The 22759-nt window shown below is 53.5% G+C and carries 17 protein-coding genes and 2 pseudogenes; 10 read left to right on the top strand and 9 right to left on the bottom strand.

From position 1 onward, the window contains the following. Window positions 1-26: 26 nt before the first annotated feature. Window positions 27-515 (bottom strand): thioesterase family protein, encoded by a 489-nt coding sequence (locus tag PMI20_RS29685; protein WP_007929174.1) that lies wholly within the window; start codon window positions 513-515, stop codon window positions 27-29. Between the two features lie 303 nt (window positions 516-818). Beyond that, window positions 819-1995 (bottom strand): annotated as a pseudogene (locus PMI20_RS29680) (amidohydrolase family protein). A 369-nt stretch (window positions 1996-2364) separates the two neighbouring features. Here PMI20_RS29680 and PMI20_RS29675 point away from each other — a divergent pair. From PMI20_RS29675 to PMI20_RS29655, 5 genes and pseudogenes are all read left to right on the top strand, one after another. After that, window positions 2365-2970: a TetR/AcrR family transcriptional regulator gene (locus PMI20_RS29675; RefSeq protein ID WP_007929169.1), complete on the top strand. Its 606-nt coding sequence runs from the start codon at window positions 2365-2367 to the stop codon at window positions 2968-2970. A gap of 277 nt (window positions 2971-3247) precedes the next feature. Beyond that, window positions 3248-3643, top strand: a pseudogene (locus PMI20_RS29670) (DUF1302 domain-containing protein); the annotation flags it as partial. An 82-nt stretch (window positions 3644-3725) separates the two neighbouring features. Next, window positions 3726-3866 carry a VOC family protein gene (locus tag PMI20_RS29665; protein WP_007929168.1) on the top strand — a complete coding sequence of 47 codons (141 nt, stop codon included), beginning with the start codon at window positions 3726-3728 and terminating at the stop codon, window positions 3864-3866. Window positions 3867-3911: 45 nt separating this feature from the next. Continuing rightward, a complete protein-coding gene (locus PMI20_RS29660) occupies window positions 3912-4703 on the top strand; it encodes a 2-keto-4-pentenoate hydratase (protein ID WP_007929167.1) in 792 nt (263 codons plus the stop codon). Window positions 4704-4751: 48 nt separating this feature from the next. Continuing rightward, window positions 4752-5786, top strand: coding sequence for an acetaldehyde dehydrogenase (acetylating) (locus PMI20_RS29655; protein ID WP_007929165.1), 1035 nt, complete (start codon window positions 4752-4754; stop codon window positions 5784-5786). Window positions 5787-6250: 464 nt separating this feature from the next. Here the strand turns inward: PMI20_RS29655 and PMI20_RS29650 are convergent, their stop codons facing one another. The 3 genes from PMI20_RS29650 to PMI20_RS29640 are packed head-to-tail and all read right to left on the bottom strand — an operon-like array spanning window position 6251 to window position 8822. After that, window positions 6251-6628: a hypothetical protein gene (locus PMI20_RS29650; RefSeq protein ID WP_007929163.1), complete on the bottom strand. Its 378-nt coding sequence runs from the start codon at window positions 6626-6628 to the stop codon at window positions 6251-6253. Window positions 6629-6630: 2 nt separating this feature from the next. Beyond that, a complete protein-coding gene (locus PMI20_RS29645; protein WP_007929161.1) occupies window positions 6631-8277 on the bottom strand; it encodes an FAD-dependent monooxygenase in 1647 nt (548 codons plus the stop codon). Further along, window positions 8274-8822 (bottom strand): FAD-dependent monooxygenase, encoded by a 549-nt coding sequence (locus PMI20_RS29640; RefSeq protein ID WP_157173170.1) that lies wholly within the window; start codon window positions 8820-8822, stop codon window positions 8274-8276. Before PMI20_RS29640 ends, PMI20_RS29645 begins: the two co-directional genes overlap by 4 nt. Window positions 8823-9117: 295 nt before the next feature. Here PMI20_RS29640 and PMI20_RS29635 point away from each other — a divergent pair, with 295 nt between their 5' ends. The 5 genes from PMI20_RS29635 to PMI20_RS29615 all read left to right on the top strand — a co-directional run bounded on the left by PMI20_RS29635 (window position 9118) and on the right by PMI20_RS29615 (window position 15575). Beyond that, on the top strand, window positions 9118-9732 hold the full coding sequence (locus PMI20_RS29635) for a TetR/AcrR family transcriptional regulator (protein WP_007929158.1): 615 nt from the start codon (window positions 9118-9120) through the stop codon (window positions 9730-9732). A gap of 80 nt (window positions 9733-9812) precedes the next feature. Next, window positions 9813-10904, top strand: coding sequence for a VOC family protein (locus PMI20_RS29630; RefSeq protein ID WP_007929156.1), 1092 nt, complete (start codon window positions 9813-9815; stop codon window positions 10902-10904). Window positions 10905-11064: 160 nt separating this feature from the next. Continuing rightward, complete coding sequence (locus PMI20_RS29625) at window positions 11065-12018, top strand: fumarylacetoacetate hydrolase family protein (RefSeq protein ID WP_007929155.1); 954 nt, start codon at window positions 11065-11067, stop codon at window positions 12016-12018. Further along, window positions 12018-13952: an acyl-CoA synthetase gene (locus PMI20_RS29620; protein ID WP_007929153.1), complete on the top strand. Its 1935-nt coding sequence runs from the start codon at window positions 12018-12020 to the stop codon at window positions 13950-13952. The genes PMI20_RS29625 and PMI20_RS29620 overlap by 1 nt, the downstream gene beginning before the upstream one ends. Window positions 13953-14366: 414 nt before the next feature. After that, on the top strand, window positions 14367-15575 hold the full coding sequence (locus PMI20_RS29615; RefSeq protein WP_502945124.1) for an OmpP1/FadL family transporter: 1209 nt from the start codon (window positions 14367-14369) through the stop codon (window positions 15573-15575). Between the two features lie 763 nt (window positions 15576-16338). Here PMI20_RS29615 and PMI20_RS29610 read toward each other — a convergent pair. From PMI20_RS29610 to PMI20_RS29595, 4 genes are read right to left on the bottom strand one after another with little or no spacing between them, the layout of a single operon-like run. Next, window positions 16339-17772 carry a tyrosine-type recombinase/integrase gene (locus PMI20_RS29610; RefSeq protein ID WP_007929150.1) on the bottom strand — a complete coding sequence of 478 codons (1434 nt, stop codon included), beginning with the start codon at window positions 17770-17772 and terminating at the stop codon, window positions 16339-16341. Further along, entirely contained in the window at window positions 17773-18402 is a 630-nt protein-coding gene (locus PMI20_RS29605) for a hypothetical protein (RefSeq protein ID WP_007929149.1), read from the bottom strand. It abuts the gene before it with no gap. Next, the gene (locus PMI20_RS29600) at window positions 18399-20504 is read right to left on the bottom strand and encodes a hypothetical protein (protein WP_007929148.1); all 2106 of its coding nucleotides are present in this window, start codon (window positions 20502-20504) and stop codon (window positions 18399-18401) included. The genes PMI20_RS29605 and PMI20_RS29600 overlap by 4 nt, the downstream gene beginning before the upstream one ends. Then, window positions 20488-22755, bottom strand: a complete 2268-nt coding sequence (locus PMI20_RS29595; protein ID WP_238543447.1) for a hypothetical protein — start codon at window positions 22753-22755, stop codon at window positions 20488-20490. Before PMI20_RS29595 ends, PMI20_RS29600 begins: the two co-directional genes overlap by 17 nt. Window positions 22756-22759 lie beyond the last annotated feature (4 nt).

The raw sequence follows: 22759 nt of genomic DNA, 5'->3' as shown, positions 1-22759 counted from the left end.
CGAGTTCCGTCCGCTGCGCGAAAAAACTACACCTCAGTGCCCTGATCACCAGAGCGATGCGGTCGCCCCCTAAACGGGTTGCTGCCGCCCTGCAGGTCTTGGAAATCTGTGCTGCGCGCTAATGCCTGCAGCGCCGCCAGCAGCAGAGCGGGTGGATTGACCATACGACGCTGTGTCAAATCCAGCCACCCGCCAGTGGATGTTACGCGAGCGGCAAGTTTACCCTTGCGGAAGAATTCGTTGCGCAGACGCATCTGGCTACCGTCTTCGGATAAACCGGCCAAGCACAGCGTACACTCCACTGAATCCAGCAGATGGAATTCGCGGAAATATTCAATCTGGTCATTAATCACCACGGGACCTATACCCAAGCGGCGAAACTCGCTCACGGGAAATCCCTGGCCAGCAAAATACGTCATGCGGACATCCACGGCCTTGTCAAGATAAGCGGTATTGCGCATATGCGAATTGAAATCCATATCGCCCCAGCCGGCGATTAGAGTCTGCTTGAACATTGTACTTCTCCGGGAAAATTACCTTTCAAGTGCGGGGGCAGGGTTTGGCGCATAACGTTGGTTTCAGGGGCCGGCTTTAGCCGGTCCCGAGCGAGTGACTTGAGCCATTTGTTAGGGATGAAGACGTCAGGATGTGGACCGGGGCGACGCCTTGGATAGCGGGTGATCTAAGCTATGCCCGAGTATAGCGACAAGGCCACTCGGGCACGGCGATTCCGGCCAGGGTATTGATAGTGCGCCGCGCCAGCACTTCCCGTAGCGCCGGTGTCACTATATGGCGGTGCACATCGATCCTGCCCGCAGTCATAGCGGCTGCGATGGCGGCCTCGCTCTCTTCGACGCTGATGGTCGGGCGCATCTGAGCGCTCTCCGGAACGGAACGCATGCCTGAAGCGAGCACGCCCGCCCCACCAGAGCGCCAGCTCCCACTACGAATGTACGACGATTCATGACCACCTCTTGTTCTTGAAATACCGGGCCCCGTCTCGGCTCAGCGATTGCGCATGCTTTCGCCCAGGGACGCCATCGGGCCGGTCGCGGCCCGCTTGATTCGCTCGGCATGGATTCGCCCTCGAAAATCGGCTGGGCGGTCATCACCTCATCGGTGTGGCGGTTCTGCGGGAACAGGTTGAGCGCATGCCCACGACTGATGCCGTACTGGACCTGCTCCGCGAACAAGTCCGACTCAGCCAGCGTACGGCATTGCAGCGCGGTGATAGGCGCGGGAGCGAAGGGGAAATCGCTGCCGAAGAGAATGTGTGACGGTTCGACCAACTCCTTAAGTGCCGCCATGGAGTAGCGCGAAGGCGATAGCGCGGTGTCGAAGTAGAAGCGCTTTATAAAGTGCAATATGCGTTCAGGCGCATCGCTTTGCGCCTTCGGGATGGCGCTAGAGGCCACGCGCCCGGCCACGAACGGCAGGAAACCGCCGGCATGGGCGAGGATCCAGCGGATGTTGGGGTACGTCTCCAGAGTGCCGCAGAGGATCAGATTGACCGCAGCCCTGGTGGTGTCGCAGAGGAACTCAATAAGAAAGCCCGGCATATTCAACCCGATGTTCTCACTGGTCGCATGCAGGTTGGGGTGCACGAAGACGGTCCAACTCGCTCATCAGTTCGTCGAACTTGGCATCGCCTAGGAAGTAGTCGTCCGTGCTGCCCAACAGCACCAGGCCGTCGGCTTTCAGCACATCCAGCGCGTAAATAGCCTCGGCGCAAGCCGCCTCGGTGAAAGGCATGGGCAGTACGGCGAAGAAGCCGAAACGCCCCGGATAACGCACGGCCATATCGGCGGAAAACTCGTTATAGCGCCGTGCGAGCTCGCTTGCCTGCATCACGCCATCGCCCAAATGCACGCCAGGCGCGGAAAGCGAGGTAATAGCCGTCTGGATACCATTGGCGTCCATCACCGCAATGGATTTCTCGGCATTCCATTTTGGCAGTGGTGCCCCTGCAACCTTGTTGATGCTCTTGGCTTGCATGGCTTCGACGAAGGCTGGAGGTATTACGTGATGGTGGACGTCGATGCGCCCTTGCTTGATGGACATGGTGGTACTCACCTCAGTGACGGCGTTGAGCTGCACCCTCGATGAGCCAGCCCCAACGGATACACAACAACTCAATGATGAACACCATTGCTCACCCAAGTCAACGCACGGTTACCAATTTCAGACCATCTGCCGGCGTTTGAAAGGCTGAAACAATCCTGACAAACGGTATTAAACCCCGTGATAGAGAGCCTGAATGACGCACGAATACGAGTTGTTCTGAAATCTACACGTGAACCATATTGATTCCATGTGAGCACTAGCGTTCACTTTGACCATTCGCCTCAATCCAAGGTTTATCCCGTGAGCGCCATTCAGAAACGCATCCATGAAGCCGCCTTGCGGCTCTTCGCCGAGAAACAGATCGCCGACGTGAACATCAGCGAACTGGCCCAGGCAGCTGGCCTGGCCCGCAACACCATCTACAAGAATCTCGATTCGATCAATTCGGTGTTCGAAATCGTCGCCAGCGAACTGGCGGCCGAGATGAACGAGCGGGTCGACAAGAGCGCGGCACCGGGTCTCGACCCCGCCCAGCGCACAGCCAACGGCATCCGCTTCTACATCCGCCGCGCCCATGAAGAACCTCACTGGGGCAGTTTCCTGGTGCGCTACGCGGCCTCCCATGCCTCGATGCAGAAGCTCTGGGAAGGTCCACCGGTACGCGATGTTCTGGCCGGCCTCAGCAGCCAGCGCTACAGCTTTCGCCAGGAACAGCTGATGTCGGTGATCGGTATGCTGGCCGGCTCTGTGCTGGGCGCCATCAGCCTGGTGCTGCAGGGCCACAAGACCTGGCGCGATGCGGGAGCAGATACGGCCGAACTGGTGCTGCGCGCACTCGGCGTGCCACCTGATGAGGCGAGAGCATTCGCGACCGAGCCGCTGCCGGCGCTGCCTAGCCTGGACTGAAACCCCTAGCTTCATCGAGCGTAGCTCCCGCTGCGCATGGGGAGCCTTTGCCCAAAAAAAGTGGAGAGCAACGATGACCAGGCTTCTCGTTACCGGCTAACCCGCTAGTCCAACACGACGCAGGGGCACTGCCGCCCCTTCGCCCCAACACCTAATCACAGCAATACGGATCTCATTGCCCCCTCGATGACCTGTACGGGTTGGCTCACCCTCAAAAAAGGGCCTGCGTCGTATTACAAAAACAACAAGAGATAATGAAGATGTTCAAGCAACCCCCATGGCAGCCCGCCTGGCTTGCGCAGTCAGCCTTGCCACCTTGTTTTGCGCGCCAGCCCAGGCCATCGATTTCTCTATCGGCGAGATCGATGGACAGTTCGACTCCACCCTGTCCGTAGGTGCCAGCTGGGCCCTGAGAAATCCAGATCCCGACCTGCTTGGCAGCAGTGTCACCGATGACGGTCGGCGCAACTTCAAGAAGAGCGAAACCTTCTCGAAGATCTTCAAGGGCAGCCATGACCTGCAGTTGAGCCACGGCGAGTCGGGCGTATTCCTGCGCGGCAAGTACTGGTATGACTTCGAGCTGAAGGATGAGAGTCGATTGTTCAAGGACATCGACGATAACAACCGTAAAGCGGGCGCCCAATCAAGCGGCATGCAGTTGCTCGACGCCTTCGCCAACGCGCCACCGAGTTCAACGCTGTCACGGCCGAATTCCTCGCCTGTCGCACCCCGGTCTGAGCGCGCACGGAGCCCTTATGAACCAGGACAAATTCGGTGCCAGCAGCATGGGCTACGCCCTGATCGAGTCGAATCGGCTCGACCGTTGGCTGACCTTCCTAAAAGACGGCATCGGTCTGCATCTGCAGCACGCGGATCACGACTGCCTGGGAGCCTGAATTCAGCGCGGTTACCCAAGCACAACCTGCCCTGAGGAAAAGCGCATGACCCCGTACCCCTTGCATCACTTACAGGAAGCAGCGGCGGTACTCGCCATCGCCCGCCAAACCCGCCAACCCTGCGCACGCATCTCCGAGCACTTCGGCATCAGCACACTGTCCAGCGCCTATGCGGTACAGGAGATCAATACCAAGCTGGCGCTGGAACAGGGTCGCCGCCTGGTCGGACGCAAGGTCGGCCTGACCTCCAAAGCTGTGCAACAGCAACTGGGTGTCGATCAGCCCGACTTCGGCATGCTGTTTGCTGATATGGAAATTGTCGATGGTGGCGAGATCGACACCCATGCCCTGATCCAGCCCAAGGCCGAGGGTGAGATTGCCTTCGTCCTGGGCCGCGACCTGACCCGACATGACACCACCTTGGCCGAGCTGATCACTGCCGTGGACTACGTGGTACCGGCTCTGGAGATCGTCGACTCAGCCATCGAAGACTGGAAGATCACCCTGGTCGACACCGTGGCCGACAACGCCTCCTCTGCGCTCTACGTACTGGGTAAGCAGCCGACCAAGCTCTCAGCGCTGGACCTGCGCCTGGAAGGCATGTTGCTGGAGAAGAACGGCCAACAGGCCTCCATCGGCGTCGGCGCCGCCTGCCTGGGCAATCCGCTGGATGCCTGCTTGTGGCTGGCCCGCACCATGGCCGAGGTCGGCCGCCCACTGAAAGCCGGCGATGTGCTGTTGTCCGGCGCGCTCGGCCCCATGACCCCTGTGGTGGCCGGCGACAGCCTGCACCTGCGCCCGACCCGCTTGGGTGAGGTCAGCTGTCGCTTCGTCTGAGTACATTCGGCGGCGCGACAGGTCGCGCCGCCCCCTGGAGAGCGTTACATGAGCATCAACAAAAAACTGAAAGTCGCGATCATTGGCCCGGGCAATATCGGCACCGACCTGATGATCAAGATCATGCGCAACGCCCAGCATCTGGAAATGGGCGCGATGGTCGGTATCGACCCAAGCTCCGACGGCCTGGCCCGTGCTGCACGCCTGGGCGTGGCCACCATCCATGAAGGCGTACAAGGCCTGGTCAACCTGCCGGAGTTCGCCGATATCGACTTCGTCTTCGACGCCACCAGCGCCGGCGCCCATGTGCAGAACGATGCCTTCCTGCGCAGTGTGAAACCGGGCATCCGCCTGATCGACCTGACGCCAGCCGCGATCGGTCCCTACTGCGTGCCGGTGGTCAACCTGGAGCAGAACCTCAGCCAGCTCAACGTCAACATGGTCACCTGCGGCGGCCAGGCCACCATCCCCATGGTCGCCGCCGTATCGCGGGTGGCCAAGGTGCACTACGCCGAGATCATCGCCTCGATCAGCAGCAAATCCGCCGGGCCGGGTACCCGCGCCAACATCGATGAGTTCACCGAAACCACCAGCAAAGCCATCGAAGTGATCGGCGGCGCGACCAAGGGCAAGGCGATCATCATCATGAACCCGGCCGAGCCACCGCTGATGATGCGCGATACGGTGTTTGTGCTGTCGGAGGCTGCCGATCAGGCCGCCGTCGAAGCCTCCATTGAGGAAGTGGCCGCCGCCGTGCAGGCCTATGTGCCGGGCTATCGCCTCAAGCAGAAGGTGCAGTTCGATGTGATCCCCGAGTCCGCACCGCTGATCATCCCCGGCCTGGACCAGTTCAGCGGCCTGAAGACCTCGGTGTTCCTCGAAGTCGAAGGTGCCGCCCACTATCCGGCAGCGCGCTACCCGCTGCCCAGGAGCATTCATGCAAAAGTTCAAACACCACACTTATTCAATTGCTGTCGCTTTGGTGGCGCTGTACGTTGGAGCCGCCGGGGTCGCCAAACTGCTCGGGGTTCAGGCCGTTGCACAGAGCTTCACCACTATGGGGCTACTGCCCGTACTTGTTAAGCGGGCTATCTTAAGCACAGAAAGGAACGGCCAACCTAGTGAGTTGGTTCGCACTGTAGTATGTCTTGTCATCCCGGCGCTGCGCGCAGATTTTTAACCCTTCATCAGTCCGACCGGAAACAAATAAGGCTGAGTCGAAATCGAGACCGCAGAAGGCTAACCGGCACTTGGGGTTCGCTACCCCCAAACATAAGTGGCCGTCATGGCCTAGCCTCCACTCAGACGAGCTCAAAATGAGAGGTGACTATGGGATTGCAATCGTCCAGATTGGCAGTCACTTACTCGTTACGCACGTAAAAAACTTTGAAAAAGTTAAATTAGGTAAGTGACTGATTTATGGAAGATAAACCACATGTAACAGTTAGCAAGGCTCCGGAACCTATGACGCACCTGTTCTTATTGGAATGGTTGGAAACCCGACTTGAGCCGGCATCATGGTTAGCATGGTGCCGTTCTGGCTCAGGTCAGGAGCGCGCGATCTTCATGGCCTCGTTGAACCAGAGCGCTACAGCGAATCGCCCCTGCATGCGGCACTGGCCGGCTTCAAAGGCGCGCAAGATGTCAGTCTCATCCTTGCTCAGCATGACTTTCACTGCATCGCGGCTACGCACCCACAACTGGGTCAGGTCAGGACGTCCATGGACACCATGGTGGAGCCGGAGCTTGCCTTTACGCAGCTCGAAGTAGCTTCCCACTCCGTCTAGGGTGCGGATCTGCATCACGAACGTTTCTTCACCTAACATTTCGCGAAATCGCTCGGAGCGTTTCTGAGCCCGACGGAGCATCGGCATGGAAGCCATGAGGAGCAGGCGCAGCTTCAGTTTCTCGATGAAAGTAGTCATGTTCAGCGAGCTCCTCGCACAATGTTCATCAGTCGATTGCAGTCGTCGGGAGGCGCATCCCCGCGCCAGGCCACATGCTGGTCTGGACGTACCAAGAGGAAGCGACGCTCCATTACCTTGGCCACGTGAGCTTCTTTCACATGGAGAATTTCCAGTGGCACGCGGCACTCCTTCGCTGCTGCACGCAGCGCAGCTACTTCCTCGGCAGAAGTGTCGACGACGATGAGCGTGAAGCAATGGTAAGGGAGCTTGTCGAGGATCGGAGTGCCATCTTCCAAGAACACGTTGGGCAGGTGGGCACCAGACCAAGTGGTGGGCAGATAGTCAACTTCGGGGCAATCCGGCTCCGGCGCGGTGTCGGGGATAATCACCGGCGAGCCGTGGTAGCGATAACCCATCTCAATGCCGAAGGCCTCATACAAGCGCGAAACCTTGGTTTCGAACTCCTTGGCGATGGCAGCACGGGCAACATCGCCCCGAACCCCTTCGTCTACCAGATCGGGGTGAACGCCGAACTGAGCTTCGAAAGCGCCGGCAGCGCACTTCTTGACGTGGTTACGATTACGCAGAGCAATTGGACGACGCTCTGCTTCGTAGCTCTCAAGCAGCTTCGCGCCACCCCAGCCATTGATGCAGGCGGCCAGTTTCCAGCCCAGGTTGTGCGCCTCGGTCACACCAGTGTTCATCCCCAGCCCGCCTGTTGGCATAAACTGGTGAGTCGCATCCCCGGCAATAAAGACACGTTTTCTGCCAAAGCTCTTGGCAACTAGGAACTGCGGCCGCCAAGGCCCAGATTGGATGATTTCGTACTTCAGCTTGCAGCCTAGCGCCCCATCGATAACCGACTCCAGCGTCTCACTCGGGCGCGGTGCAAAGGGTCGATGCAGAACGTAATCGTTGCGGCCGGCGTCGGGCGAAACCAGCAGGCCTGAGTAGCCTTCACGGCACAGCCAGGTATGCCAGTACGGCTGGTTGTTGGGGAACAACGAAGCAATTTCGTCAGAACGCAGATGGATGATGAAGAGCTCACCGACCAGATCCCGAGTACCGTCATAGTCGATGTTGAGCATGTTGCGTACGCGACTGTTGGGGCCATCACAACCGACCAGATACTGAGAAAAGACCTGGATGGCTTCACCAGTGTCGACGTTGTGAGCCATCGTCGTAACACCGGTTGTCCCTTGTTCGAATCCGTAGGTTCGCCAGCCGAAACGAAGCTCGATGTTCGGATCTGCTTTGACTTCAGCGAGCAGAACGGGCTCCAGGTGCATTTGCGCGATGCGCTGCATCGACTCAAGCGGCAGGCTACCGTCAGTGCAGGCACGAATCAGCTTATCGGCCTCGGCTACTGACTTGTAGATGATGTGCCGATCACGCATGACCGTGTAAAACGGCCCGCTCGCGGAGGCCGCGATTGCTGAGTACTGATTCGCTTCCCGTGGATTACCTGCCGCGCGTATTTTTTCCGCCAGCCCAAGCTGACGAAAGATTTCCATGGAGCGGCAGTTCACGACATCGAGTTTGGGGTGGGTGGTTGTCTGCTTTCGATCGTTGATGATCATCGACCTGACACCCAGCTTGCTAAGTGTCAGGGCAAGAGTCAGCCCGACCGGACCGCCTCCGGAGATAACTACAGGCACTTCAATCATGCTGCTACTCCAAGCCTTGTTTTTTGTGGCTGTGCGCCGCGGAAGGCGGAACGGACGTTCTCAAGAACACGGCCCAAGCCGTTCGCCCCACGGACAATCTGCTTGGTCTGGGTGGCAAGACACTCGACCCCGACCTCCACAGCATCTGCGTGCTCTTTAATCGATGCAGGGTGATAGCCATACAGCGCAGTCACATTGGGGAAGCGCTTGAGGCCCTGATGGAAATGTCCTTTGAGAGTGGATTGATGGAACCGCCAAGCACCTGGATAACCATAGTGGCGATCCAGGGAGCCGATCTGGGTGGTCATGACAGGCTTCCCGCCAGGCTCGAGCAGTAAATCCATGTCTTTGAAAGATTCGGAGGTTCGACCGATGTCTTCCGCGAGGCCGGCGAACTGAAAAATTCGCATCAACTCGCTATCAAAATGTACAGCCCCGGGGGCGTAATACAGATCAACATCGCGCTCTATAGCCGCGATATTCCATCCGTACTGACCCAGTAGATTTGCCAGTACTGCCCCTGTAGGGCCGAGTCTGACGATCACTACATTGCAAGTTCTTGTTATTGGTTGAGTCACGAGCGTAAGTCTCCGCAAAAGCAAACACAGGCAATTTATATTGAACATGAGTGATCAATTTGGTCAACCGCATGATCGAAGATAAAACCTCCTAAAATTTCCTGTGATGATGAAAGTCACCATAAAAATCCTTTTATTTACAACTGGTTTAGATTTTGTGATCGTCTGGCGACGCCTCGATCTGAGGAGCGGACATGTTTCCTGGTTGAAATAAATTGAACTTTGATGTTCAATTTGTCCATGGCTAGCTTAGGAGACATTTGTGAAGAACCTCAGCCAAGTGCAGAAACGCATTCATGAAGCCGCACTCCGCCTCTTTGTGGAGCGTGGTGGCAGTCAGCTGAACATCAGCGATCTAGCCGCTGCAGCCGGCGTTGCCCGAGGCACGATCTACAACAATCTGGAATCGATGGAGCAACTGTTCGTGCAAGTCGCCACCCACCTCGGGGCCGAAATGCACCAACGAGTCACCAGAAGCTTTGCGCAACTGCCAGATCCGGCTCAGCGCCTTTCCAACGGAATTCGCTTCTTTGTACGTCGTACCCACGAAGAACCCCATTGGGGTGCTTTCATCAATCGCTTCGCACTGAGCAACGCCTCTCTGCAGGAAATGCTCTACGGCCCGCCCACCATGGATCTGATGCAAGGCCTTTCGAGTGGGCGCTACAACTTCCGGCCGGAGCAACTGATGACGGTCATATCCCATATCGCGGGAACCACGTTGGGTGCGATGTTCCTCGTGAGCCAAGGCCACAAAACGTGGCGCGAGGCGGGATCGGACTCCGCAGAAATGGTTTTGCGCTCGTTGGGCATTTCCTTCGATGAGGCTCGTGCCATTGCCACAGTAGAGCTGCCACCTCTGCCTACGTTGGACTGATGAACTAGGCCCAAACGCCTCCTTCAAAAAGAAGGGGTTGGGGGCTCGCTTTGCCTGCGAAAAGCTGGGAGAACAAGAAGATGACCAGTAATGTGAAGAATCCGACTCTTGTTACACCGCAACCCGCCCGCCATCCGCGGCCGACGGTCAAGGCCCAAACCCTTGCTCATCTGATTTTCGAGCGTCCGGATTTGGATAAGGCCGAGAAGTTTTTGGTGGATTTCGGCCTGCGGATCACACACCGCACGGATGACTGTCTGTGCTTGCGGGCCACTGGGTCAGCTCCCTACTGCTATCGGGTGCATCGAGCTGACCAGACGCGGTTTGTTGGCCTCGGTTTCACAGTCGCTTCCAAGGAAGACCTGATCAAGGTGTCGGGTATTCCTGGTGCTAGTGCTATCCAAGAGGCGACCTTACCGGGTGGTGGTCAGTTCGTAAGCGTGACGGACCCATCTGGTTTCACTGTGGAGGCCATCTTCGGCCAGACACCAGTACTACCGCTGTACCATCGCTCTGCTTTGCCGGTTAACCAACCTTCAGACACAGCCCGGGTCAATCAGACCCAGCGTTCTCCAGCAGCACCGCCGGAGATTATCAAGCTTGGCCACGTTGTCCTCGAGGTGGCTGACTATCAAGCCACTTCGGGCTGGTACACCCAGAACTTCGGTCTGATCCCCAGCGATGTGCAAGTCCTGCCGGACGGCTCTCCCGCAGTCGCGTTCATGCGCCTGGATCTGGGTGACACGCCTGCTGACCACCATACCCTTGCAATGGCTCAAGGGTTCATGGCTGCCTACAGCCACAGTGCTTACGAGGTAGTGGATGCCGATGCCGTCGGTATAGGGCAGCGCGTTCTGCGTGAGCGCGGCTGGAAGCATGCATGGGGTATCGGTCGCCACATACTGGGTAGCCAAATCTTCGACTATTGGCAAGATCCTTGGGGTGATAAGCACGAGCACTACTGCGATGGTGACCTATTCACTGCCGATCGGCCTACGGGCCTCCACCAAGTGAGCGCCGAAGCAATGTCGCAGTGGGGAGAACGTATGCCCAAGAGCTTCACCAAGCCCAAGAAGAATCTGGCGAACCTTTGTGCCCTCGTGCGCAACCTGCGCCGAAGTCCCGATCTGAGCCTGCGCAAACTGATCACGTTGGCGCGCCTCTTCGCCTGACTCAATGAAAACCGAATCCCCCCGATTCAGCAGGCGCACGCTAATCAAGGCGAGCGGCTTGGCTTTGTGCAGCCCTCTGCTCTGTACGTATGGAACCGAGCCACCTAGCCAGATCGTGGCGTCAACGCACCAGAACAATGACTCTCCAGGAGCTTCTGCCATGCCCGTGCACATTGTCCGTTTCATCCACCAGAACGCTCCACGTTGGGGTGTCATCCGCAAGGATCGTATTTCTCTGATCGAGGGCGACTACCCCACAACCGGAGACTTCATTTGTGGCAACACGCCCGAGGAGCTGGAACGCCTTCAAGATGGCGAGCTCCGCTTGAGCGACGTGAAGCTGCTCTCGCCGGTTACCCAGAACCAACAGTTCGTGTGTCAGGGCGCCAACTACCGTCAGCATATGATCGAGTCTGGAATGGACCCGGACGCGAAAGCCTACAACATGATCTTCACGAAAGCGCCCAGCTGCATCGTTCCGGCGAACAGTAATCTGATCAAGCCGAAGAGCGTGCGCTTCCTCGATTACGAGATCGAACTGGGGCTGATCCTCAAGAAAGACATCACCAGCGGGGTGGCGATCACCGAAAGCAACCTGCACGAGTACATTGCAGGTGTCGTGATCGTGAACGACTACTCCGCACGGGACATCCAGATTCCGCAGATGCAGTTCTACAAAGGCAAAAGCTTCCGCACCTTCGGCCCGGTGGGCCCGTACCTTTGCCTTCTGAATCGGCATGAGATGCGCTATCTCCGGGACCTGCGTCTGCAGCTCAGGGTAAATGGTGAGGTTCGTCAGAACGACACCACGGCAAACCTCGTATTCGGACCGGTAGAGACGCTGGCCGAGTTGTCGACGGTACACGATTTAGCCCCGGGCGACCTCATTGCTACTGGAACCCCGGCAGGCTGCGCGCTGGCAATCCCATCGCCTGCCAAACAACGCATTGGTGCTCTGCTGCCGGAGGAGACGAAGTGGAAACTCTTCATGAAAGCTCAAGAAGGCCGTACCCAGTATCTGAAGAACGGAGACGTTGTAGAGGCGAACATACGCAGCAGTGACGGTGTTATTGATCTAGGCGTTCAACGCAACCTGGTAGTGGAGCAAGCCTGATGGCCGTGAGTTCGCTGACCGATATCGAGTCTATGGAAAAAACGCCACTCTCCCAACGAGGGTTGGCTCCCAGTACCTACGAGGCAATTTCGCGAACGGCGAAACGCTTCCCGAATGCTCCGGCGCTTACCTTCTTCCTGGATGCCAAAGATTTTCGTTCAACCCATCAGTGGGACTACTCCAAACTGATGGGCGACATCAATAGAGCGGCGAATGCCTTCCACAATCTAGGGATCGGTCCGAAGGATGTCATTGCCTTCATCCTGCCGAACCTGCCGGAAACCCAGTTCACTATCTGGGGTGGTGAAGCCAGCGGCATTGTCATGGCAGTGAACCCACTCCTTGAGCCTACCCAGATGGCGGAGCTGCTTCGAGCAGCCAATGCAAAGGTCGTGGTGACTTTGGCGCCGACTCCCGGTGCCGATCTGTGGTCGAAGCTGGCGGGCCAGCTGAAGAATCTTCCCGGTGTGAAGCACATCGTCTGGGTCAGTATGGCGCCATACGTGAGCGCCGTGAAAGGTTTGGCTCTGAGATGGGTAGCGTATCGCGAAAAGGCCAACCACCAGGGCGTGAAGATCAGCGACCTCCGTTCGTTGATGCGCGGTCAGCCCTCGTCCCATTTGAAGAGCGGTCGTCAGATTCGTGCGCAAGAGCGTTCTTCATTCTTCTGTACCGGTGGAACTACAGGGCTTCCCAAGATTGCTGCGCGTACGCACGGATCCGAGGTGTATGACGCTTGGGCGATGGCAAGCAACATGTTTCCGCGAGAACCCGGCGATGTCATCTTTTGTGGCCTACCGTTGTTCCATGTGAATGGCCAGATGATGACGGGACTGATGCCTTGGACCTATGGTGATCACGTCGTCATGGGGACGCCTCAAGGTTACCGCGGAAATGCTGTGATCAGCAGGTTCTGGGAAATTGTCGAGCATTTCAAAATCAACTACTTCTCAGGCGTTCCGACCGTTTTTTCCTCGCTACTGCAGTACCCTACCGATGGGAAAGACTTGTCCAGTCTCACCTACGCCCTCTGCGGTGCAGCCCCCATGCCGGTGGAAATCTTCAGGGAGTTCGAGCAGCGCATCGGCATCAGCATTCTTGAAGGTTATGGCCTGACCGAAGGTGCCTGCGTATCTACCTGCAACCCGCCAGCTGGCGAAAGGCGCGTAGGCTCGATTGGTCTTCGTCTTGCTTATCAAGGTATGCGCACTGTCGTACTGGATGACAATGGTGCCTATCTGCGTGACGCCGAGATAGACGAAGTTGGGGTAGTCGCCATCCACGGCCCTAACGTCTTCGAAGGCTACCTGGAGCCCAGTCACAACAAAGGACTGTGGATCGATATCGCCGGAGCCCGCTGGTTGAACACCGGCGATCTTGGTCGCCAGGACGCTGAAGGCTACTTCTGGCTGACCGGCCGTAAGAAGGAGTTGATCATCCGCGGCGGTCACAATATCGATCCGAAAGTTATTGAGGAGTCGATGCAAACCCACCCTGCGATTGCACTGGTGGCCGCGGTGGGGTGCCCAGATGCTCACGCCGGGGAAGTCCCGGTGATCTATGTGCAACTGCATCCAGGGATGACTGCTAGCAAAGAAGAGTTAATGATCTTTGCTGTGGGATCTATATCCGAGCGAGCAGCGGTACCCAAACGCATCGAACTCCTTGATGCGCTTCCCCTCACCCCTGTCGGCAAGATTTTCAAGCCAGCACTGCAGCAACGCGAAATTGCCTACATCGTTCGCCAGGAGGCAGCCACTGCCGGCCTGAATGGCCTCGAAGTGGAGGTTGTCCAGGATACCCGCCGCGGGCTCGTTGCCCAAATCAACAGCATGTATCGGGCAACTCTGGAACGAGCACTTGGCAGGTACAGCTTCGCAGTCAATTGGATAGGTGATTCCCCCCAACAAGTCAGACCTCCCAAGCTGAGGTGATGCCATTAGAGCATTAATGAGCGGAGAGATATTGGAGAACCAAGAGACCTTTATCGAAAAGTACAGTGTTAAAGGTCAGTGGCTAATTTCTCGCTGATTCGACGAGGCAATCGAGATGACTTGCTCTTAACTCATCGTATATGCCGGCTGTGGCAGACGTTGAACCTTGGCTGTTAGATATACAGCAAGAGCCACTTTCATGCCTCTTTGGGTCTGAGAGCAGAACTCAACACTTCTAGAAACTTATAAGGGAGAGGTCGTCAATCAAAGTCTTTGCATCACCAAACTCAATAATAAATACAATAAAAGAAGAGCGAAATCATGAGAATACAAAGCAAAACCGGTGCCTTTGCTATCAATCGCCAAGCGTCCACTCCAAAAACAGTTGTCATCACCGCACTGCTCTTAGCATCGATGATCAGTCCCCATTCTTATGGGAATGGCCTGGCGATCAACGAGCAAAGCGCAAGTGCAGCTGGAACCGCTTATGCGGGCCGATCTTCCTCCGCCATTGACGCGAGCACCGTCTACGGGAACCCTGCCGGTCTGACTAAGCTGAAGTCTCGACAAGTGGTTAGCGGCCTGTCGGTTGTAATCCCGAAGGACGAAATCTCCGACGTCGAAAGCTCAGCAACAGGGACTAGTAAGGGAAACTCCATACCCGTTGGCGTCATTCCCTTCGCTTATTTCTCGCAGCCGATAAACGATCGAGTTTCGTTTGGTCTTGGCTTCTATGCGACTGCCGGCCTGGTAAACGATTACGAGTCCACCTTCCAAGGTCGATACTACGGTTCCTACAGTGACACCAAGATTGTTACGCTTCAGCCGACCATTGCCTTCAAGCTCACAGATAGAGTTTCGTTTGGATTTGGCCCCACGATTAATCGCATCGACGGGAAACTACAAAATTATCTCGCAACCGGCCCATTGAATAATGGCACGGAAACGCGCCTATCCATCACCGGTGATGATACTGCACTAGGTTATAACGTAGGCATCCTGTTCGATATTTCTGATGCCGCGACGATAGGTCTGACTTACCATTCGAAGGTCAACTTCCACCTTAAAGGAAAAACAAAGGTTACTGGCGCACCGGATGGTTTTGATATCAATGGTTCCTATGATGCCAGCCTTGATATCGTTTACCCGGAATTTGTTGATACATCACTAACCTATCGGTTCAACAATAAGTGGACCGGTTATCTTGGCACATCATGGACTCGCTGGAGCAGGTTTCAGTCATTTGATATCTATAACAAGACACCGGATACCGCTGTTGGTAATGGTTTATCTAAAGTCGTCGAACCACTTAGATGGAAGGATACGTGGTCGATATCAATAGGGGCGGCGTATCAGATTAATAACGAGTGGCAGCTGAGAGCGGGGATGGCATACGACCCTTCGCCGGCGCACAATGCCAACAGAAACGTTCGTATCCCGACCGGCAATCGTAAGGCTTTCACCGTAGGCGCAGGTTACTCACCGACCAGCGATATTACCGTCGACTTCGCCTATGGGTATATTTGGGAGTCCGAGGCCTCGGTGTCGCAATCGGACTCCTCCGGATTGTGTCCCTCTTACAACGCCACTTACCAGAACAGCGCCAACGGTATAACGACGTAACTAACCTATAAGTTTTGAAATTTGCTCATGGGCTGGCCAAAGCTACGGCTTGGTCAGCTCGGTCAGTCGAGCAAGGGCGGTTGAGGAACCGGCGCAAAAAGCAAAAGCACACAAAAGATGGCAACAGGGATACCTGGCGACTCTAGACTAGCGACTTATCTATTAGATGCTGACATGGTCATCTCAGCGGACAAAAAACTTCGTTCGCCTTTCCGAAAGGAAGGCAGAAGTCCCTTTTGTGATCGCTCAGGCAATGCGAGTTCCTGCTGAACGAGATAGTGTTGATGAGCTGTTCCAGCGGGTCGCTAACGCTCGTAAGATATAGACCCCTTGTGAGTCTTAGTGCTACACAGCACTCCTGACTGGCCGCTATGAAAGCAGTCACTGGCATCCGTACTGCTGACTGTCACCTTGGTCCCCCGTTGGGGATAATGGTTCAGAGAGATTTCATTTCATTATATGAAACCTGTCGATGTATCCAGTCAGCTGCCGCTGATTGGGTTTCGTGATCCCCCTTAGAAAGTCTGGGTGTAGGACGCTCTCATCTATTTCTACTATCGTTGGACCAGATCGCTCTTATAAGTAGATATTGTTTCGTTTATTCCTTTCAGTGGGTGCAGACCTGCTTTATGCAAGGCAAGTCGGGCGTATGCTTACCGCCAAACTGCAGGCCTAATGCTCGATTAAGGCTATAGCCATATCGAGGCCTACCGCTTGCTTGGGGTAGTCACCTGAGAGAAGCATAGAGTCCGCCTATACGCTGTCATGTCTGTGAGAGAGTGGATTCCCGCTGACGAGCAATATCGAAATCTAGATGTGCAAGCTCTCGTAATGCTATCAGTCGTTGGCGGTATTCAGTGGCAGGCATACCTTCTTCGAGCATAGTGAGCAACTCATCTTCTTCTTCAAAATATTTTCCAATGGCCATGACCAAATGTACCGAACTTACAGTCTCTGTATAGCTCGAAAGATCGCGGAAAGCGAGATGTATGTAGTACTCGACGGATTGAGTTTGTAGATGTCCAGTCCAGTTGATGATTTCAGCAACAAAAGTTCGGCTATCTAGCAGGGCGCGACGGAATTCATCTTCGTTCGAAAGCTCGTGGCGCTTTATAAAATGAATGAAGAGGTTTGTGATAAAAGCATGACGGAACATGTGCGCACAAACCTGGGATTTGATGCCTGCAACCTTGCGAAGATGATTAATCTCGTTGGAGATCACTGGGCTAGTGAGCGGATCGCCTGTCCTGGCTGAGACGAAAAGGTAGCCATGATCTATGTTGTATTTGTAGGATTTTCGCATTAACTTTCTACGTTCTACTTCGATATATTGCCGAAGTTTTTTTAGTGCAGTGGTGAAAACTGGAATGTAGCGTTCGGCTCCCTCACCTTGCTTGAGTGTGTCTAAGCGCAAGACGGGATGCTTCATTTCTAAAGCCTTTAACACATCATCCACCTTGAGGTTGGCAATTTCTGTTCGTCTTGCTCCCGTGTCAGTGAGAAGCTCGATCATGCAAGCACGTCTGACCTTTACGAACGCCGATGAGTTATCAATTCTGATAGCGGCTTTTAGTTGCTTAATTTGCTCCTTAGTTATCGGATTTCTACGGTGCTGTCTTCCTGGAGAGCCAAATGAGTGATGAGTCAGATAAGTTCGGTAGATCTTTTTTCCATTATGTGTAATCGTGACGTGTTTTTCCTCCCTTGCTCGAATAGTTCCATCAGCAGATACAAAGTCGCGGTAACCATAAAATCTACCGACAAAGTCTAAGAAGTTGAGCCAGACTTTTCCTGTTGCGATAACCGTGGATTCCGATTTTTTGGGTTGTGATGGATTGTAGCTGGAAGTCTCTCTTCGGATTTCGCTGATGTAATCGGTGAATTTCGCATCTTCTAGGCAGATAGGGTCGATTTCGTCTCTATAGCATCGCCGAAGCAGTTGGCTGACTTTCGCGGCGTAGTCGCCCATGGACCCCCCTTTCTTCCCCTTGCGAGATAGTCCTTGCTGGCCTCGACCCTTGCGTTCGAGGAGCGATAGCATATAGAGGTTGCCAACCAAACAAGGTGATCCATTTGGCCAAATAATGAACGGCATATTAGACGCGTCACGTGTGTTCAGCCGACCCACGGAAAAGTAGCTGAACATATTAAAATCACCCAAGAGCTGATAAAGCTTACGGTCCGTAACGCTTTCCATCTATTTACCCCTGCGAAAATCGTCGATATGCGAAACTTCGGTTGAGGGAGCAAGCGTTTCGAGGGAGTTCGGAATCACGTTGAAAGGAGGCATGCCCATGCTTACGATTGCACGTAGAGTTTGAAGAGCATCCTGAGTTCGCTTGGATCTGATATTGTCATTAGAAGCATCCCTAATGCCGTTGAACTGGCCAATTGCTTCAGACAATGCGCGAAGCAAGATGATATTCGTCTTGCGATGCATCTGTAGTTCTTGCTCTAATTGTTCGACTTTCCTTGTCAATCCAGACTTGCTTCGTTTGTTTGCGTACTGTTCTTGTTTATTAGCGTAATCTAATGATTCAAGAGCTTTGAGACGGAGGTCATTAAGCGCTTTGAAACCACCTACTAGATTCTCATTGGCGTGAGCCTTGAGGGTGTTAAGACTCATAGCGAATGTCTGCTGGGCCTCGCCTTGGTCGTTAATAATGGAGCATTCAAACTTTGCAAGGCTGCCTTGGCTTTTGAGTGCAATACGAAGGTCGACCTCCTTATTAAATTGCAATGGCCGTTGAATAATCTGTACCAGCAGAGCATGGAGTGTTTTGACGCCAACAACCACTTGGCTTGCTCGTGAAGGTGCTTTGCTCATGCTTCCACTCCCGTCTTGATCAGGCGGGCCACAACCTGGAACTTATGACCCCGGTGGTCAGTGAAGAATTCTGGCTCGATTTCCACCCAGCCCTCAGCCATCAAGTCTTGAATCTGGTCTTCCAAGTCATGGGTATCGATTAGGTTGAAGTCCTCGGTGCCGTGCCGTTTCTTGAGCAGTTCAGCGAGTGCAAGGTAGTTCTCAACATTACCTAGATGCAGTTGTTCGGCCACGTAGTGTGCCTTGGCACTGGCTAGTACGGTTCCGTCGGTTGACTCAGTGATGTAATGGTAGACATGCTTGGGATCTGTGTGACCCAGCATCCATTGCAGCGTGTCGAGCTTGGCGAAACTACCACAGTAGAAAAACAGCATGGCAAAGAAACGGCGCATTTGGTGCTGGCGGAAATAGTAGCGTTCACCAAATGTATTCAGGGGCGTTTCGAAATAGTCACAGAACAGATCGAGATTACGATTGTATACAGCGGCGCCACATTCCGTAAGCTTCGCTGCGCCCGTCATTGCGGGCGTGGAAAACAAGGTTTGAGGCTTACGGATGTACCCTATTCGCTGAAGTACCTTTTGCATCTTGATCAGCGTTTTCACCATGTCTGCTGCAATCGGCTCAATAGGGCGCGCTTGTATACGACGATAGCCGAATAGATGACGAGTACTCTTCGCGTTGTGGAATATGAGCCACTGTTCAGTTTCATCCAGACAGTCAGCTGCTTTTAGCTTATACAGCTCACTCGCTCGTCTGGCCATAAGTGCGCCAACGATCAGTTGAACACTCCCAATATACACCGCGATAAGCTCATATAAACCAGAATTGTTTCGAAGATTGTTGAAGTACTCATGCTTTTCCCCTTTCACGTTAAGAGGGTTCTTTAGCATGTTCATGCCATTCAGGCGGGCTGCGAGACAAAGTTTTCTGACGCCAAAGCTCACCAGCTTAGGTCCGGCTAGCTTTTGTACCTCTTGATGCATAAGAGCGCTTGGTGAGATGTTGCGCTTTCGACATTCGAGCGCAATTCGGCAAAAAGCTCTGGTGAGATCCTGTCCAAAATCGAGGTGAAACTCAATTGCTTGCCGGAGAGCATTGAAAACAATCGCAGACGGAATGGTGCGAAACCGGCCTAAGGCTGACAGATTGGGCATAAAGCATTCAGCTTCAATAAGAGCCTCAAAACTGGGGGCTGGAAGAGAGAGTTCGTGTAACACTCCTAAGCCATAAAGCGCAGAGCGGAAGGAAAAGTATTTGGATTCTTTCATTTTTTCACTCCTTCCGCTTGTTACAGGAACACTACAGAATTCTCTTTTGAAAGGGCTGGAGTTATTGTTAAAGCAAAGAATAGAGTGAATAGCCTTGGCGTTATTTTTTCCCCATAGGGTGTCAGTATAAATCTCTTGGGCGATCAAGAGGGTGTTTGGCTGATTACCGTATGGTACCTGATTGTGGTAAAGGCCCTTTAAATAGAGGGCTGCTCGTACCTGGGGGACTAGCTCGTGCGGAATCCCAAGCGTGTCATCGTCTAATTGTTCATTAGTGATTTCTGAAATGTTTGGAATGCTATTTATTAAGGCTAATATCTCTTTTTGGTCTGCGCGGGCTAACAAGTCAAGACAGTATGCGCGAAGTCGATGAGTCCATTTGTAGATTGACTCAAAAATTGAGTGTGTTGACGAAATGGTTTCTAGAATTTCTATTAAGTTTCCACCCGTTAGTCCTTCCAGTCCATGCGAAGAAAGCTGGTAGCGTTTATCATTGATCAGTAAGATATCAATTATGCAACAAGTGGTACGAAAGTGCTTGCGTTGTTGCGCAAGGCTATTTGTTTCTTCGTAGACGCTGGAGGGGCTACGTACGCAAGATGTCAAGTAGTACTTTAGGCTGTCTAGTAACTGCTTGTTTTGTGGTGCGGTTAGAAGGCTTCCATCATTCAACCTTACGTTCCAGTATAATTTTTTGGGTATTTCGAAGTCAAAGCTGTAGCTCCACACTGGAGAATCAAAGTCGCTACGCAACCAAGGGGCCGTTCGATATTCTTCCTGGGGGTCAGTAAAAAAAGGCGATAGAAACGCGAGTTTAGGAGGAAGATGCATATATCAGACTCTCCATGTGTGAAGCATTGGCGTACTGTTTCGCGACGTTAAGGTGGTCTTGAAGGTCGCTGTTGAAACCGTCTTCAATTTCTTTAACAACCAGATCGGTGAACTTTGACCAATAGATGGCTTTTGAACAAAGATTGGATGGGGTTTGGGAAAGACTAACAGCCTCTTTCAGTGAGATAAGGGCTGTGAGAACGCCGGCATCAATTGAGATAAGTACGCGATCGGCATGCTTATCGTTATTGTTAATTACCTGCTTGAATTCCTTCGTTTTAATAAAGTCCGGATTCTGAAGGTGTTCGGGGATTTCGCGTAGCGCATGGTTTTCCAGGAACTCATGAAGCTCCTCCATGCTTTGGAATTTTGCTACATCTAGCAAGCGAGGGCTCTCCTTCATGGCTTCACAAATAATTCCGCGCTGAAAAATTTGGATCCACCGGGTTTGGAAGAACGCCAGGATAGGTTCCGGCAGGTAGCAGCTCAGCAGAGACGAGTGATAAGCGGTATGCCCAAGAGCCTTAGCCATTGCCTCGACACTGTTGGTTTTGAGGTAAACCTCAACTCCACTAGATGCTCTGTACGACGTCACGGAGATTCGAGTGAGAAAATCTCGGATGCTATTTTCGTCTTGGTCAGATAGAGCAGAAAACTCATCCAGTGTCCGCTGATGGCTATCGATGTTGCCTTTATTGATTTTAAAAGGTATTGGCCTCTTTGGGTAGCTAATGGCTCGCGCGCAGTGAAGGAATAAGTAACGCCATGCATCGTCGCCAGTTTTATGTAACTCGTCTCGAAGAGGTTGCGTTAAAGAAATAATTCGACGTACCCAAGCAGCTTGCCGAGGAGTTAAGTCAACTTTTTGCTCGCTCAGTGCACCACCCTTGCGATCTTTGTATCCTATCAGTTGATACCCCTGATCTGTCTTTAGGAATCCAGAAATATTTCCCCGTTTGTCATAAAGTTCAAAGTGAGCGAAGAAGCTTTCCGTCAGGCAGGGATGATAGTAGGTGAGCATCAATTGCAGGGCCAAAAAGTCAATGGCTTTAGGAATGGCTAATATTTTGGCTGCATCATCTTTCGTTAGTGTGTTTGCGATGTTTTTATAGTTTTCTCGGAGATGTGCTAATCCCTGGGTGTTGAGTGTTGTGCATAGTTGAATTTTCTCGAATTCATTGCTGTGATTTATAAGTGGGTTTTTCTCTGTGTTTGGTGTTCCCATGAGCGCAAGCTGATCTCGAATAACTTGAGCCTTGCGGGATTTAAATAACCTTTGCTTGCTCCACTTTAAAACAAGCTTGTTGTCGTCTAAGATTTTTTTAAAAAGAATATCGATAGCTTCCGAGTCGCTTATTTGTAATGGTACGGAAGTGATTAGTTTGTCTTTGACAACGACCCCGCAAGCCGTTTTTCTGATATTGGTATGAGAGCCAGGTGTGGATGATGACGTTGGGCGTGGTAATTGGCCGGTGAACGGTCTAGCCCAGAGGCCCGATTGGATGAATGTCTCATCCATTTGAGTGATGAACTTTGCATAGGAACGCGTCCGCGTTGCGATATCTGTACCTATTTCCAGTGCTTGCTTGAAGTTGAAAACCATGTATTCGATGAAAAGTTTTTTGATCCGTACAGGATGTTTAAAACTGGCTGTAGGCCATAGTTCAGCATTCTGAGAGAGGAAAGCTAGGAAAAGCTTGAAGTTAGAGTGTGAGGGGGCAAGGTACTTTGCTGAGTTTTGGCGATAGTTTTTATAGACCTCTTCGGCAAATTCCTCTCCATGGGAGTTCCAGATCAGGTTGATCGGAATGAAGCTGACATTGTCCTTCCGGCCTCTAACGTTCCAACCATTCCAGTAACGGACCGCCTTTGGATCAAGGTGCTGCTTCGCTTTTTCCCAGAGGTGTTGGTTGTTCCAGGGCATTCGTTCCTTGTTACTTAAGGATGGTATGAGTGGAATTTCTCTGCGCATTTCATCCAGCAATTTGACGAACCCCCTTCGGTAGCGCTGTCTGCCCTGAACTCCAAGGGCGATCAAGGAATCGTCAGCTAGCGACCCGAGAAATCCTTTCATGACATTGAGGAATGCTGGGGAAGAGAGAGAGAAGAACGTAATCGAGATCTTGGTGACGTGACAGTAGGCCTCGAAGACCTTTAAGAGGTGAGTAGGAGTTTCCCTGGGATTGATGGAGGCGCAACGCTGCATGATCTCCACGACATCCGCTGGAAGGATCTTGAAGGGATAGTTCATCAGT

This window comes from Pseudomonas sp. GM17, assembly GCF_000282175.2.
Lineage (GTDB): Bacteria > Pseudomonadota > Gammaproteobacteria > Pseudomonadales > Pseudomonadaceae > Aquipseudomonas > Aquipseudomonas chlororaphis.
This window is presented reverse-complemented; position numbering and strand designations above follow the sequence as displayed.

Bases quoted from the DNA above. Each gene is read 5' to 3' on its own strand.
- PMI20_RS29685 (WP_007929174.1), bottom strand. From the start codon at position 515: ATGTTCAAGCAGACTCTAATCGCCGGCTGGGGCGATATGGATTTCAAT.
- PMI20_RS29665 (WP_007929168.1), top strand. From the start codon at position 3,726: ATGAACCAGGACAAATTCGGTGCCAGCAGCATGGGCTACGCCCTGATC.
- PMI20_RS29660 (WP_007929167.1), top strand. From the start codon at position 3,912: ATGACCCCGTACCCCTTGCATCACTTACAGGAAGCAGCGGCGGTACTC.
- PMI20_RS29655 (WP_007929165.1), top strand. From the start codon at position 4,752: ATGAGCATCAACAAAAAACTGAAAGTCGCGATCATTGGCCCGGGCAAT.
- PMI20_RS29650 (WP_007929163.1), bottom strand. From the start codon at position 6,628: ATGACTACTTTCATCGAGAAACTGAAGCTGCGCCTGCTCCTCATGGCT.
- PMI20_RS29645 (WP_007929161.1), bottom strand. From the start codon at position 8,277: ATGATTGAAGTGCCTGTAGTTATCTCCGGAGGCGGTCCGGTCGGGCTG.
- PMI20_RS29630 (WP_007929156.1), top strand. From the start codon at position 9,813: ATGACCAGTAATGTGAAGAATCCGACTCTTGTTACACCGCAACCCGCC.
- PMI20_RS29625 (WP_007929155.1), top strand. From the start codon at position 11,065: ATGCCCGTGCACATTGTCCGTTTCATCCACCAGAACGCTCCACGTTGG.
- PMI20_RS29620 (WP_007929153.1), top strand. From the start codon at position 12,018: ATGGCCGTGAGTTCGCTGACCGATATCGAGTCTATGGAAAAAACGCCA.
- PMI20_RS29615 (WP_502945124.1), top strand. From the start codon at position 14,367: ATGATCAGTCCCCATTCTTATGGGAATGGCCTGGCGATCAACGAGCAA.
- PMI20_RS29610 (WP_007929150.1), bottom strand. From the start codon at position 17,772: ATGGAAAGCGTTACGGACCGTAAGCTTTATCAGCTCTTGGGTGATTTT.
- PMI20_RS29605 (WP_007929149.1), bottom strand. From the start codon at position 18,402: ATGAGCAAAGCACCTTCACGAGCAAGCCAAGTGGTTGTTGGCGTCAAA.
- PMI20_RS29600 (WP_007929148.1), bottom strand. From the start codon at position 20,504: ATGCATCTTCCTCCTAAACTCGCGTTTCTATCGCCTTTTTTTACTGAC.
- PMI20_RS29595 (WP_238543447.1), bottom strand. From the start codon at position 22,755: ATGAACTATCCCTTCAAGATCCTTCCAGCGGATGTCGTGGAGATCATG.